Source organism: Geomonas sp., from assembly GCF_056994735.1.
The window spans coordinates 58,202-72,071 of the sequence record NZ_JBXKJL010000428.1 but is presented as its reverse complement, the minus strand read 5'-3'; the positions used below and the strand labels follow the sequence as shown (position 1 = coordinate 72,071).

Genomic DNA, 13,870 nt, shown 5'->3' with positions numbered 1-13,870 from the left:
CGCTTCGGCTTGCCAGAAGATAACTTGAAACAATTTTCGGCTTGAGGGCCGATTGAAGCCCCCGGGCCCGGTCAGGCTATGAACAGCGGTCGGGATGAGGCGGGGATGATCCCGGCGGCGTCAGCCCGCTGCAGAAGTAGCCGCACCGCCGCCTCCCCCTCGTCGCCGAGGGCCCGGGTGAAACCGTTCACGTACAGCCCGATGTGGGCGTCGCAGACCTCGTCGCTCATCTCCTGCGAATGAGCCCGGATGTAGGGACGGGCCTTTGCGGGGTTGGCGAAAGCATGATCGACGCTGCGGGTAAGCCCCTCTTCCAGGGCCAGCAACGTCTCCCTTCCGAGCGTGCGCCGGGCCGCGATCCCCCCCAGCGGGATGGGATGCCCCGTCTCTTCCTCCCACCACTGCCCCAGGTCCAGGAGCTTGACCAGCCCGTGGGAAGCGAAGGTGAAGCGCGACTCGTGGATGATCACCCCCGCAGCCACCGAGCCGTCAGCCACCGCGGGCATGATCTTCTCGAAGGGGAGGTAGACGAAGTCGCTCAGCGCCGGGTCGAAGAGCCTCAAAAGGAGCGCGGCCGTGGTGTAGCGGCCGGGGAGGGCGATCTTCTTGCCGGCAAGGCGGGCGGTGTCCAGCGGCTCGCGCGAGACCAGCAGGGGGCCGCAGCCCCGCCCGAGCGCACCGCCGCTTCTCAAGAGCAGGTACTCGTCCAGAATGTGGCCCAGCAGGTGGTAGGAGATTTTGGACACGTCCAGCACCGCCGAAAGCGCCAGCCGGTTGAGAGTCTCAACGTCCTCCAGCCTCTCCGAAAACGCCAGTCCCCGGCACTCCACCCGCCCGTGCACCAGGGCGTCGAAGATGAAAGTGTCATTGGGACAGGGAGAGAATCCCAGAGAGAGTTTATTGCGTGGTGCTTCTGAAACCATTATTTCCGCCTCTTCGTTCGCGCTTGGTCTCTCAAAATCCACGGTGCCGCGGGCTGCTGCCGCAAGCGGCGCCCGCCATCACCCCGGCCGTTAATGAAGCGGCTGATCGGGGGCCGACACCTGCCCCCCGAAAAGGGCACCGGGCAGCTCACGGCATGCCCCGCACCTCCAATTAAAAGAGAGAGCTAATGTTATCATGAATAGCAAAGGATGAACACCAATTTTTGCTCAACAGGCAAAGTGGGTGATTGGAGCTTGCGACACAGTTCATCCGGGGGAAGGAGGAGGGATACGGCGCGGGGCCGGGATGGCTAGTCGTTCAGGTACTTGAGCAGGAAGTTCTGCACGTTGGCCACGGCAGCCTTCAGATCCCAGCGGGAGAGGTCGCGGTCTTCGACCATGTTGCTGATGCCGCGCACCTCGAGGAAAGGGACCCCGTACATCAATGCCACCTGGGCCACCGCCGCGCCTTCCATGTTCTCGCAGATGCCGGGAAACCTCCGCAGCAGCTCCTCCCCATGGCTCGTCGTGCCGCTGCAGGTGGAAACGGTCAGGAAAGCCCCAAGCTTAGCCGGGAAGCCGTGGCGGGCCGCGCACTCAAGGGCGGAGCCGGCCAGGTCGTCCGGCAGCGGTATGGAATTGTAGAGGGATTGCCCGGCGGCTTTCCAAACGGGTATGCCGATCAGGTCAAGGCCCCTCCACCCCTCCGGGGTCTGCACCCCTTCGTCCGCGAAGGTCTCGGCTGAGGCGACGGCGAGGTCGCCGACCGAGAGCCCTCCTCCGGCATAGGCGCCCCCGCAGCCGGTGTTGATGACCAGACCGGGGGCGAAGCGCTCCAGCAAGACGGTGGCGGCGGTCGCGGCATTGACCTTACCGATCCCGGTCAAGGCCAGGATGACCTCTCTACCGCCGATCCCTCCGCGGAAAGCGCGCAGGTGGGAGAGCCCCCCGAGCGGAACCGCCGAGGTCCCGGAAACCAGCAGAGAGATTTCCAGCATGGTCGATGCTGTTATGACGACAGGGTCCATGGCCGCTCCAATTGCCATCGCTGGCCCGCCGAGTCTAGCACGGCAGTGAAGGCAAGTTCAATAAAAGAGCTTTCCGGCTGTCAAATAGATGCCATGCGTCAAAAAAATGCTTGTGGGGGAGGCCGGAAACCAGCGGGCGGCCGTCGCCAGGCCTCCGCCTCGGCCCCGGCCCCGCATGGCTGGCAGAGCACCCACTTTGGTCATGAGAGGAGGCCCTCCCGCCTTTTCATTGGATACGCTGTTGAAAAGCCACCGCTGTTTGCTACAATTACCTCCCCTGTGCCGCCATAAAATGGGGCGGGGCACGGCTCTTGCTTCGAGCAGTGGCGGCTCATAAGAGGCAAAAAGCGGGAGCACTCATTATAGCCGCTCTCGCGAGCCCGGCGACCGCTCCCGTAGAGGGAAAGAGAGGCGCATTTGCCGGCGGTGAAGACGCCATCGCCCCTCCCCGGCAAGGGGGCGGGCAGAGCTCCGCGCCCCCCTTTTTTGTTGCATAACGCCTGACCATCTAATATATTCAACCGGTTCTAACGCCAACAAATAAAGGGCCTTTCATGCCGCGGTGGATTCTCCCCCTGAACATATTGCTAACCCTTCTGCTGATCGCGGTAACGGCACTGATCACCGCCGACCTCCTCAGCTTCAAAATTTCGGCACTGTACCCCAGGACCGCCCGTAGGGCAGCGGAACAGCCGGCACCGGCCGCGGCCGCGGAGGACCTGCAGAGCTTCGCTCCCATCCTGGAAAAGGGGGTGTTCGGAAAGGCGACCCAGGGAAAGCTGACGCCGATCGTGCAGACGCCCCAGGCCCAGGGGCCGGCGACGACCGCGGCGCCGGCGCCGGCGGTGGGTGACCTGATCCTGCTGGGGACCGCGGTCGGCTCGTTCCGCGAGACCTTCGCCCTGGTCCTGCAGGGATCCAGCCACGAGGAGCGGGTCTTCAGGCTCGGGGAGACGGTATTTTCCGCGGGTCCGCTGGTCTCGGTCAAGAAGGACGTGGCCGAAATCCTGGTTGGGGGGCGGCGGGTCAAGATCCTGACCCCGACTGCCGCGGCGGCCGCAGCGGCCGCTCCGCAGATGCCGGCCGCCACGGCGGCCGGAACTCCCCAGGGAGGGCTGGCGGCCCAGACCAGTTCCGGCAACTACGTGGTGGACCAGCGTGCGCTGAACGCGGCGCTGGACAACATAGGGCAGGCCATGACCGACGCCCGCCTCCTCCCCAGCATGAAAGACGGCAAGGTCGAGGGGTTCCGGGCTTCGGAGGTCAAGCCGCAGGGGATCTTCGGCACCATCGGCATCAGAAACGGCGACGTCCTGCTGAGGATGAACGACTTTCCCATCGACTCGCCGGAGAAGGCGATCCAGTCCTTCGCCTCCCTCAAGGGGCAGAGCCGGATCAAGCTGGACCTGATCCGCGACGGGCAGCCCGCCACTTTCAACTATGACATTCGCTGATTTTTGATCTCTATCTGCTCCTAATGGGGAGGGTTGTTTTGAAAAGCCGATTCGCACGTACCATCGCCCTGCTGGTCTTCCTGCTCGCCGTCCCGAACCTCGTTCTGGCCAAGGGGGTGGTGCTGAATTTTACGGACGTGGATATCTCCACCATGGTGAAGTTCATCAGCGACCTGACCGGCAAGAACTTCGTCATGGACGACCGGGTCAAGGGGAAGATCTCCATCTTCTCCCCCACCAAGCTCTCCAATGAAGAGGCCTACAACGTCTTCACCTCGGTGCTGGAGCTGAAGGGATTCACGGTGGTGCCGGCAGGGAAGGTGATGAAGATCGTACCGATCGCCTCGGCCAAGCAGTCCGGGATGAAGGTGGTGGTCGACGGTGAAAAGACGGTGGTCAACGATACCTACCAGGCGAGGGTCATCCCGCTGCAGCACATCTCCCCCCAGGACGCCATGACGGTCCTGCAGCCCCTGGTCTCGAAGGACGGGCAGATCGCGGCCTTCGGCGCCGCCAACATGATACTGGTGATCGACTCGGCGCTGAACATGCCGAAGATCCTCGCCATCCTCAAGTACATCGATATCGACCAGGTCCGTGAGCGTCCGGAGCTGATCTTTCTCAAGAACGCCTCGGCCGAGAGCGTGGCCACCCTGGTCAAGGACTGGCTCGCCGGGAGGTCCGGCAAGGCCGGAGCCGGACAGCCCGCAGCGGCGGGGGCCGCCCCCTCGGTCGTGGCCGACAACAGGCTGAACGCCCTGATCGTCTTCGGCAGCGACAAGGACAAGAGCGACGTGAAGAAGCTGGTCTCCCTGATCGACGTGGTGCCTCCGACCACCAGCAGCAAGGTCAACGTCTTTTACCTGGAGAACGCCGAGGCGGCTGAAGTCGCCAAGGTCCTAGACGGTCTGGTGAAGGGCTCCGGGACGAGCGCCCCGGCGGCGCCGGGGGGTGCAGCGGCGGCCCCCCAGCAGGCCATCTTCGAGGGGGGAAAGATCAGCATCACGCCGGACAAGGCCACCAACTCGCTGGTGATCGTGGCCTCCCCGACCGATTACCAGAACCTGGTACAGGTGATCCAGAAGCTGGACCGCCGCAGCCGCCAGGTCTTCGTGCAGGCCATGATCGCCGAGGTCTCCCTGAACAAGGCCAAGTCGCTCGGCGTACAGTGGGGACTGGCCGGGGTGGGCGCCAATTCCAACAAGAGCGTAGCGACCGCGGCGGTCTTCGACCCCTTCGGGACCTTCAACAGCGTCGCCAACACCGTCTCGACCCTGAGCACGCTCGGCTTCACCACCAGCAACCTCACCTGGGGGGCTGCCAACTTCGTGGAAGTACTGCAGGCGCTCCAGACCAACGGTGCGCTGAACGTCCTTTCCACCCCGAACATCATGACCAGCGACAACAAGGAAGCGGAGATCTTCGTGGGCGAGAATGTCCCCTTCGTCTCGGGCACCAACCTGACCTCGACCGGGCTCTCCCAGCAGTCGATCGAGAGGAAGGACACCGGCATCATCCTCAAGATCAAGCCGCAGATCAGCGAGGGGGAGTACATCAAGCTCGACATCTACCAGGAGATCTCGGCGGTCAAGGATTTCGGGACCGCCACCAGCCCGAACCTGGGAAGCACCAAGCGCTCGGCCAAGACCTCGGTGGTGGTCAAGAACACCGACACCGTGGTCATCGGGGGACTGATCCAGGACAGGGACCAGGAGACCGAGAGCAAGATCCCCCTCCTCGGCGACATCCCCTTCCTCGGCTGGCTGTTCAAGACCAGGAGCACGACCCGCGAGAAGACCAACCTGCTGATCCTTCTGACCCCGCGGATCATCAAGGACGCCAGGGACATGGCCGAGGCCTCGGTGAACCAGAAGAACGTCTTCAGCGACGCCATAAAAAGCAACGTCCCCATGAACGTAGAGCACTCGATAAAGGCGCAGTAGCTTTTCAGGAACCCAAATGGCAGAAACCTTCGACATAGAAGAGATCGCGACCAGGCTCGGCCTCCCCTTCCAGGCGGAGATCGACGACAGCAGGGTCGACGGGGCGCTGGTCAACCGCGTACCGCTCAACTTCGCCCGCAACCACCTGCTGCTCCCCCTCCACGAGGAGGGCTCGGCCATCGTGGCGGCCAGCGCCGACCCCGCCAACCTGCACGCGGTGGACGAGATGTCCGGCCTCTTCGGGCAGCCCGTTTCCCTGGTGGCGGTCCCGCGCCCGGTGCTGCTCGACGCGGTGAACCGGCTCTACTCCAGGCTCTCGGGTTCCGCCCAGGAAGTGGTCGAGGAACTGGAGGGAGAGGAGCTCTCCACGCTCGCGACCTCCTTCAACGAGCCGCGCGACCTGATGGAGCTGACCGACGAGGCGCCGGTGATCCGGCTTCTGAACTCGATCCTCTTCCAGGCCGTCAAGGAGCGCGCCAGCGACATCCACATCGAGCCATTCGAGCGCGACCTGGAAGTCCGCTTCCGCATCGACGGACTCCTGTACAAGATGCTCTCGCCCCCCAAAGTCATCCAGGAGGCGCTGACCTCCAGGGTCAAGATCATGTCCGGCCTGAACATCGCCGAGAAGCGCCTGCCGCAGGACGGCCGCATCCGGGTCAAGGTCGCCGGCCGGGACGTCGACATCCGCGTCTCGCTCATCCCCACCTTCTTCGGGGAGCGCGTGGTGCTGAGGCTTCTGGACAAGCAGCGCGGCATCCTGTCGCTGAAGGAGATCGGCCTTACCGGCAGAAACGACCTCTACATGGAGCGGCTCCTGTCGAGGACGAGCGGCATCATCCTGGTCACCGGCCCGACCGGCAGCGGCAAGACCACCACCCTGTACGCCGCGCTCAGCCAGATCAACTCCCCGGAAAAGAACATCATCACCATCGAGGACCCGATCGAGTACCAGTTGAAGGGGGTCGGACAGATCCAGGTCAATCCCAAGATCGAGCTGACCTTCGCCAACGGGCTGCGCTCCATCCTCAGGCAGGACCCCGACATCGTCATGATCGGTGAGATCCGCGACGTCGAGACCGCCGAGATCGCCATGCAGGCCTCCCTCACCGGCCACCTGGTCCTCTCCACCCTGCACACCAACGATGCCGCCACAGCCGTTACCCGTCTCATAGACATGGGCATCGAGCCCTTCATGGTGGCCTCGTCCCTCTCCGCGGTGCTGGCCCAGCGGCTGGTCCGGGTGATCTGCCCGCACTGCAAGGAGTCGTACGTCCCCGACCAAAGCTACCCCGGCGTCGAGCTCCCGCCGCTCCTCTACCGCGGGCGCGGGTGCGAGAAATGCTTCAACCTCGGTTCTATCGGCAGGATCGGCATCTACGAGCTCCTTCCCATCGACGCCGAACTCTGTTCCATGATCATCAGGCAGGCTTCGGCCGGCGCCCTCAAGGAATACGCCGTCTCCAAGGGGATGCGCACCCTGCGGGAAGACGGGCTGGCCAAGGCCGCCCAGGGCATCACCACCATCGAGGAGGTCCTGAGGGTTACTCAGGAGGACTATGCCGACCTTTCGCTATAGCGCCTTCAACTCTTCGGGCGGCGACGTCTCCGGAGTCATCGATGCCGCGACCGTCAACGAGGCACGGGTCCAGCTCAAGCAAAAGGGGCTCTACGCCAAGGAGATAGCCCCCGCCGACCAGCACGGAAAGAAGGGGCTCTTGAAGTCACGGGTCAGCATCCCCGAGCTCTCCCTGGCCACCAGAAGGCTCGCGACCCTCCTCGGCAGCGCGGTCCCCGTGTACGAGGCGGTATCGACCTTGTGGGAACAGGAGGCGCCGGGCGAGCTGAAGCGCGTCCTCGGGCGGGTGCGCGACCGGTTGGCCGAGGGGCAGGGCCTTGCCCAGGCACTCTCCGCCGAGCCGGCGGTCTTCTCCGAGAGCTACATCGGCATGGTGGCGGCGGGCGAGGCCAGCGGCGCCCTGGAGGTGGTCCTCGAGCGGCTGGCCGAGTTCCAGGAGGACCAGGAAGAGGTCAGAAGCCGGGTCATTACCGCCCTGATCTACCCCGCCATCATGGTGGTCGTCGGGGGGGGCGTGATGCTGGTTCTCCTCGCCTTCGTGGTCCCCAAGATCGTGGCGGTGTTCGAGCAGAACAAGGCCACCCTCCCCTTCATAACGCTGGTGCTGATCAAGGCCAGCACCCTGCTCAGGAAAGGGTGGTGGCTCCTCCCTCTTGCCGGGGTGGGACTGGTTGCAGCCGGAAAGAGATTTTCCAGGAACGAGGAACTCATCAAGAAGCGGGACCGGTTGCTGCTGAAAGTCCCCATGGCGGGGGAGCTCTGGCAAAGGCTGGTCCTCTCCCGTTTCACCAAGGTTCTGGGGCTCCTCCTGCAAAGCGGCGTGCCGATCATCAAGGCCATGGAGATCACCGGCGAGGCCGTGGTCAATCGCGAGTACAAATCGTTTCTGGCCGAGGCCAGGGAAACGCTGATGCAGGGGGGAAGCCTCTCCGCGGCGCTCAAGGCGAGTCCGCTCTTTCCGCCGCTTTTGACCCACATGACCGCGGTCGGCGAGAAGAGCGGCGAGCTCGACCGGATGCTGATCAAGGCCGGGGATGCCTTCCAGAACGAGTTCAACGCCTCGGTGACCCGTTCCATGGCGCTCCTCGAGCCGCTGCTCATCCTGGGGATGGGGGTGGCCATCGGCTTCATGGTTATCGCCGTCCTCCTCCCGATCATGGAGATGAACCAGTTGGTGAAGTAGCCGCAGCGCCTGCCGACCTTCCCGGCCGGAGTTCGGGAGGAAGCCTGCCCCCGTCCGGCCGGCAGCCGATCGAAGAGAAAAACTAAAATCATAGAGAGGTCAACATGTTCACGACACTGAAGGGAAACCGCGGCTTCACCCTCATCGAACTCATGGTCGTCATCGTCATCCTGGGCATCCTGGCCGCCGTGGTCGCGCCCAAGATCATCGGCCGCAGCGACGACGCCAAGATCGCCGACGCCAAGGTCCAGATCAGGAACATGGAAACGGCGCTCAAGCTGTACAAGCTCGACACGGGCTCCTTCCCCGGCACCGAGCAGGGGCTGCAGGCGCTGGTCGCCAAGCCGACCTCCGGCAAGATCCCCAACAACTACAAGGCCGAGGGCTACCTGGAGAACAAGAACGTGCCCAAGGATCCCTGGGGCAATGACTACGTCTACGTCTCCCCCGGCGAGCACGGCGACTACGACCTCTACTCCTTCGGCGCCGACGGCACCCGCGGCGGCGATGGCAACAACCAGGATATCCAGAGCTGGAACCTGAAGTAGCAGGTCCCCTTCAATAACCACAGGAGAAGATCAACTGCCAAGGCCGGACGGAAAAGCGAAGAGGGGAAATCCGACTGAGGCCGGCTTCACCCTGATGGAGCTGATGGTGGTCATCGTCATCCTCGCGCTGGCCGCGGCGATCGTGGTCCCGCGCCTGCCGGCGCCGTCAGGGATGAAGCTGAAAACCTCCGCCCGCAACCTCGCCTCCGGGATCAGGTTCCTCAACGACCAGGCCATCATCACCAAGGGGAACTACCGGCTGCAACTGAACGTCGGCGAGGGCACCACGAAGATCGTGAAGCTCTCCGCTGGCGGAGAGGAGCAGCCGCCGGACGACCAGTTCATGAATCGCCGGCTGGTCGAGGAGGACATCGTCATCGAAGACGTGATGGTCCCCCAACTGGGAAAGGTCTCCGAGGGCGAGGTGACGCTTTCTTTCGGTCCCGGCGGCTACGCCGACTGCATCACCATCCACCTCAAGGGGGGTGACAACCATTTCACCGTGATCGCCTACCCCTCGGGCGGGAAGGTCAAGGTGCTGGAAGGTTACCAGATGCTGGACGGGGAGAAGGAGGCGACGTCGTGAGAGGCTTCACCCTCCTGGAGGTCATGATCGCCCTGGCGATTGCCGCCGGCGTCCTCCTTACCGTCATCTCCTCGCTCAACCACCACCTCTCCATCGTGGGACAGGATACCGAGGAAACCACGGCGGCCCTGGTGGGACGGGCCAAGCTGGACGACCCGGACTTCAAGAACGAGAAGAACAACAAGGGTACCTTCGCACCCGATCACCCCGCCCTCAAATGGGAGAGGATCATTACCCCCGACACTCCGTATCCCGGCGTCAGTCGCATCAGCCTGACGGTGAAATGGAACGACGACAGGAAGGCCCTGTCGCTGGTCCGCTATGCGGCTCAATATGGTCAATAACAGAGGCTTCACGCTGATAGAGCTGCTGATCGCGCTGGCACTGCTGGTCATCCTCAGCGGCGCCCTCTACGGCACCTACTTCTCCGTTGCCGCCGCCAGGGAGAGGGGGGGCGTCCGCATGGAGGAGCGCCGGGAGATTTCCTCGACCCTGGGCAAGCTCCACGGCGAAATCGCCTCCGCATTTTTCAACACCAACAACATCACCAACAACCGTCTCCTTTTCAAGGTGGAAGACCGGGACAGCTTCGGCAAGCCCGCTTCGCTCTTGGCCTTCACCGCCATCGCGCCGCCGAGGATCGACACCACTCCGGCCTCCGACCTCACCCTGGTGAACTACTTCGTTAAGGAGCACGACGGGGTGCTCACGCTGGTGCGGGAGTCGCGGGACCCTTACCTGGACACCAAGGTGAGGAGCTTCCCCTACCCGGTGATCGAGGTGATAGAGGGCTTCCTGGTCGAGTGCTACGACGGCGGGAAGTGGGTCAAGAGCTGGGACAGCGCTCCCACTCTGAACGGCCGCCTTCCCAGCGCGGTGCGGATCACCATAACCATGAAGGGGGGCGAGATCTTCACCACCATTGCCACCCCCAACATAGGGTTGATCCAGTGAGGGGGGAGAAGGGGTTCGCCCTGGTGATAACCCTGATCGTGACCGCGCTCCTGGTGGGGCTCCTGGTGGAGTTCGTCAACGAGGTCTACGTCGACACCTCGCACAGCCACAACTTCGTCGCCTCCCAGCAGGCCTCGATCCTGGCGGAGTCCGGCATAACCGCGGGGATCAAGCTGATCCAGGGCTCGGCGCTCACGAGGGAGGGGACCTACAGCTCGCTACTGGAGATATGGGCCAAGCCGCAGAAGCATGATGGCGAGGAAGGGACGGTCACCATCGGCATCGAGGAGGAGAGCGGCAAGCTCAACCTCAACACGGCGACTTCGGACAATGGAACCGTCACCGAATACACCCCGATGGCGATCCGACTCTTCAAGAAGGCGGGGCTTCAGGGTGACGACCTGGCCGACGCTCTCCTCGACTGGGTGGACAAGGACGACACGCCGCGCCCCGGCGGGGCGGAGACGAGCTACTACGGCACCCTGAAGCTCCCGTACCAGGCGAAGAACCAGAAGCTGGAGACGGTAGAGGAGTTGGCGCTGATCAAAGGCTTCACCTCCGCGTCGGTGGCCAAGCTGAAACCGTACCTCACCGTCTACGGTCGCCTTGGCGACAACGAACCGGCGACCCCGATCAACATCAACACGGCGCCGAAAGAGGTGCTCATGGCCCTGGACGAGAGCCTGACAGAGGATCTGGTCAACAGGATCCTGGACGCCCGGAAGACCAAGCCGATCAAATCGATCGCCGACTTCAACAGCATCCCCGGGATCGACGCCATCTCGGCCAAGTTCTCCACCAGGATCACCTTCGCCGGCTCCGTGTACCGGATCCACGCCGAGGGGCGGGTGGGAGAAAGCGTCAGTGTGGCGGAGGCGGTGGTGCGCATGGATGGAGCAGTGGTGAAGAAGTACCTTTACTGGAGAGAGTATTGATGGACATCCTGATCATACAGCTTAAAAGGAGCGAGCTGATCCTGGCCCGCTTCCGGCCCAAAAGGGGCGGGGTCACCTTCCTCTCCGCCGAGCGCCACCCCCTGGAAGGGGGCGACGAGCAGATCGCCCGCATCGCCTCCGAGGCCGCTGGAAACGGGGGGGAGCACAGGGTCATCCTGGCCCTGCCGCCGACCATGCTCTTCATGAGGGAGCTGGAGCTCCCCATTGCGGACCGGAACAAGGTCAGGGAGTTGCTGCCGCTGGAGTTGAAAGGGGAGACCGCTCTCGATACCGAGGCGCTGGTCTTCGACGCCCTGCCGCTGACCTCGGGGAAATACCTGGCGGTCTGGGGGCGGACCAAGGAGCTGATCGAGAAGATCGAGCTCCTGAAGGGGGCTGGGCTGGAACCGGAGATGGTGACGGCATCCCTTTTCCACTGGAACAAGCTGGCGCCGGCGACCGGGACGGTGGCGGTCACCGACGGAGAGGCGCTGGCAGCCTACGCCGACGGCACGCCCATCTACTTCAGGGCCCTGCCACCCGACTCATGGGAAGCGGAGGTCCCGAGGACGCTCGCGGCGCTGGAAATGGCCCGGGAAGCGGGGGTTGACCAGGTCATCTCCCACGCCCGCAGCGCCAGGGAGAGCGACACCCTCGCGCAGGCTACGCCTGGGCTCACCGAGGCTTTCGGGGACGACGCCCATGCCGCCCACGACCTCTCCGGCGCCTACGCGGTGGCCGCTGCGGTGGTCGACGGCAGTGCGGTGAACCTCCGCCGGGGTCCGCTGGCCTATACCGCGGGGAACGAAAGGCTCTACAAGAAGCTGCGGGTGACGACCATACTGGCGGCGGCCCTGGTGCTGCTACTCTTCGGCGAGAGCGGGGTGCGCTACTACCTGGTCAAGCGGGACCTGGCCTCGCTCGACGCCACCATGAAGACCATGTACAAGGAGGTCTTCCCGACCCGCACCAAGGCGGTGGACGAGGTCTCGGAACTGCGATCCGAGATCAAGCGGTTGGAGGGGGCCAAGACCACCAGCAACGTGCTGAAGCTGATCAAGGATGTGGCCGAGATCAAGGGTGAGGAGATCCCCGGCATCTACGAGACTGAAGTCGACGGCTCCGACGTGCGCCTGAAAGGGGATGCCAGGAGCTTCCAGGCTGCCAACGATTTCAAGGGACGCGCGGCCGGGCTCTTCGAGGGGGCCGAGGTGAGCGAGGTCAAGTCAAAGCCGGACGGGAGCGTCAGCTTCACCTTCACCGGGAAAGCGAAGGGGGTGTCGCGATGACCAGGCAGGAGCTCATGGACATGGTGCAGGGGCTGGACCGCCGGACCAGGCAGCACATCGGGATGCTGCTGGCGGCCATCCTGCTGATCATCATCGCCCTTTCCGCGATCAACAGCCGGACCTCCGCGCTGGAGAGAAAGAGAGCCGCCCGTGAAGCGGACATTGCCGAGATGATGCGGCTCAAGGTCCGCTACCTGGCCGCCAACGCCGGCGCCCAGCGTCTGGCCAACAGGCTGATGGCGACCAAAGCCGACGACTCTCCGGCCAAGATCGTCGAAGAGATCGGCATCAAGGGACGCAGCAGCCAGGTGAAACCGGTCAAGGGCGACGACATCCCCGGCTATGTCGAGGACGCGGCGGACGTGAAGATCGAGGGGCTTACGGCGAACGAGGCCACCAACCTCATCTACAGGCTGGAGAAGGGGACGCGTCCGGTGACGGTGAAGAAAGCTTCGATCAAGCAGCGCTTCGATGATCCGTCCAGGCTCGACGTGGCGCTGACCATCGCCCTGATCAAGCCCGCCCCGGCGGGGAGCCGATGAGGGGACGTGCCCTCTACATAGCCTGCGGCCTGCCCGTGGGCTTGTTGCTCTTCCTCCTGCTGACGCTGCTCTTCACCCCCAACGACGCCATCAAAGGGTTGCTGGTGCGGGTCGCCGACAACGCAGGCTTCACCGTCACCGCGACCGGATTCGGCAAAGGCTTCCCCTTGGCTCTCAGGGCCCGAGCCCTGGAAGTCGCCACCGATAAGGGGACGGTGATCAAGCTTCGCGACACGCGGGTCCGCCTCAAGCTGCTGCCGCTGCTCATGGGCAAAGTGCAAATTGCCTGCAGCGGGATGATCGGGGCCGCCGGAGAGATCGAAGGCGACGCCACTCTCGGGAAAGCCCCCGCCTGGAGCCTGCAGTGCCGCAGGGTGCGCCTTGAGGATATACCCTTCTTCAGCACGGTGGCGGGCGCCCGGGTCAGGGGGGACCTGCGGCTGACCGGCAGCATGATCACCAGGAAAGGGATCCCTGAAGGCGAAATGCAGCTCGAGGTGCGCGGTGCGGAACTCTCCGGAGTGAAGCTCGGCGTCATGCCGCTCCCCGATGCCGCCTATCGGCAGGTACGCGGCGCGCTGCGCGTCGAAAAGGGGCGCGCCGAACTGAAGAGCTTCACCCTCGATGGAGACGGGATCTACGTCCGCCTTAAGGGAGGGACCCCTCTCGCGGCGCCGCTGGCCAACTCTCCCCTGGAGCTGACCATGGAGATGATGCCGAAGCCGGCCTTCCTCGAGCGCCAGAAGTTCGTCTTCCTCCTCCTCACCAGGTACCAGACCTCTCCCGGTGCCTTCAGCATTCCGATCCACGGCACCCTCGCCCATCCCACGATCTAGGCGACCAGGTTTCATCCGGCAAAAGCTGTTGCTTTGATAACGTTCTTCCATTAAAATATCCCTCAAGTCC

General features: G+C 63.9%; 14 protein-coding genes. 12 read left to right on the top strand and 2 right to left on the bottom strand.

Annotated elements, in window-relative coordinates:
- Nucleotides 1-71: 71 nt before the first annotated feature.
- Nucleotides 72-923: a 1,4-dihydroxy-6-naphtoate synthase gene (locus tag AC11W3_RS18615; RefSeq protein ID WP_484090400.1), complete on the bottom strand. Its 852-nt coding sequence runs from the start codon at nt 921-923 to the stop codon at nt 72-74.
- Nucleotides 924-1,234: 311 nt separating this feature from the next.
- Nucleotides 1,235-1,951: a futalosine hydrolase gene (mqnB, locus tag AC11W3_RS18610; protein WP_484093523.1), complete on the bottom strand. Its 717-nt coding sequence runs from the start codon at nt 1,949-1,951 to the stop codon at nt 1,235-1,237.
- Nucleotides 1,952-2,505: 554 nt separating this feature from the next.
- Here mqnB and gspC point away from each other — a divergent pair.
- The 12 genes from gspC to gspN all read left to right on the top strand — a co-directional run bounded on the left by gspC (nt 2,506) and on the right by gspN (nt 13,800).
- Nucleotides 2,506-3,405: a type II secretion system protein GspC gene (gspC, locus tag AC11W3_RS18605; RefSeq protein ID WP_484090402.1), complete on the top strand. Its 900-nt coding sequence runs from the start codon at nt 2,506-2,508 to the stop codon at nt 3,403-3,405.
- 38 nt (nt 3,406-3,443) lie between these two features.
- Nucleotides 3,444-5,348 carry a type II secretion system secretin GspD gene (gspD, locus tag AC11W3_RS18600; protein WP_484090403.1) on the top strand — a complete coding sequence of 635 codons (1,905 nt, stop codon included), beginning with the start codon at nt 3,444-3,446 and terminating at the stop codon, nt 5,346-5,348.
- Nucleotides 5,349-5,364: 16 nt separating this feature from the next.
- On the top strand, nt 5,365-6,927 hold the full coding sequence (gspE, locus tag AC11W3_RS18595; protein WP_484090404.1) for a type II secretion system ATPase GspE: 1,563 nt from the start codon (nt 5,365-5,367) through the stop codon (nt 6,925-6,927).
- Nucleotides 6,908-8,110, top strand: a complete 1,203-nt coding sequence (gene gspF / locus AC11W3_RS18590) for a type II secretion system inner membrane protein GspF (protein WP_484090405.1) — start codon at nt 6,908-6,910, stop codon at nt 8,108-8,110. The genes gspE and gspF overlap by 20 nt, the downstream gene beginning before the upstream one ends.
- A 104-nt stretch (nt 8,111-8,214) precedes the next feature.
- Nucleotides 8,215-8,658: a type II secretion system major pseudopilin GspG gene (gspG, locus tag AC11W3_RS18585; protein WP_484090406.1), complete on the top strand. Its 444-nt coding sequence runs from the start codon at nt 8,215-8,217 to the stop codon at nt 8,656-8,658.
- A 34-nt stretch (nt 8,659-8,692) separates the two neighbouring features.
- Nucleotides 8,693-9,244, top strand: a complete 552-nt coding sequence (locus AC11W3_RS18580) for a prepilin-type N-terminal cleavage/methylation domain-containing protein (protein WP_484090453.1) — start codon at nt 8,693-8,695, stop codon at nt 9,242-9,244.
- Nucleotides 9,241-9,588 (top strand): type IV pilus modification PilV family protein, encoded by a 348-nt coding sequence (locus tag AC11W3_RS18575; RefSeq protein WP_484090407.1) that lies wholly within the window; start codon nt 9,241-9,243, stop codon nt 9,586-9,588. The genes AC11W3_RS18580 and AC11W3_RS18575 overlap by 4 nt, the downstream gene beginning before the upstream one ends.
- Nucleotides 9,578-10,198: a type II secretion system protein GspJ gene (locus AC11W3_RS18570; protein ID WP_484090408.1), complete on the top strand. Its 621-nt coding sequence runs from the start codon at nt 9,578-9,580 to the stop codon at nt 10,196-10,198. Before AC11W3_RS18575 ends, AC11W3_RS18570 begins: the two co-directional genes overlap by 11 nt.
- Nucleotides 10,195-11,133, top strand: a complete 939-nt coding sequence (gene gspK / locus AC11W3_RS18565; RefSeq protein ID WP_484090409.1) for a type II secretion system minor pseudopilin GspK — start codon at nt 10,195-10,197, stop codon at nt 11,131-11,133. Before AC11W3_RS18570 ends, gspK begins: the two co-directional genes overlap by 4 nt.
- On the top strand, nt 11,133-12,422 hold the full coding sequence (gspL, locus tag AC11W3_RS18560; protein WP_484090410.1) for a type II secretion system protein GspL: 1,290 nt from the start codon (nt 11,133-11,135) through the stop codon (nt 12,420-12,422). Before gspK ends, gspL begins: the two co-directional genes overlap by 1 nt.
- On the top strand, nt 12,419-12,964 hold the full coding sequence (locus AC11W3_RS18555; RefSeq protein ID WP_484090411.1) for a hypothetical protein: 546 nt from the start codon (nt 12,419-12,421) through the stop codon (nt 12,962-12,964). The genes gspL and AC11W3_RS18555 overlap by 4 nt, the downstream gene beginning before the upstream one ends.
- The gene (gene gspN, locus AC11W3_RS18550) at nt 12,961-13,800 is read left to right on the top strand and encodes a type II secretion system protein GspN (RefSeq protein WP_484090412.1); all 840 of its coding nucleotides are present in this window, start codon (nt 12,961-12,963) and stop codon (nt 13,798-13,800) included. The genes AC11W3_RS18555 and gspN overlap by 4 nt, the downstream gene beginning before the upstream one ends.
- Nucleotides 13,801-13,870: the final 70 nt, after the last annotated feature.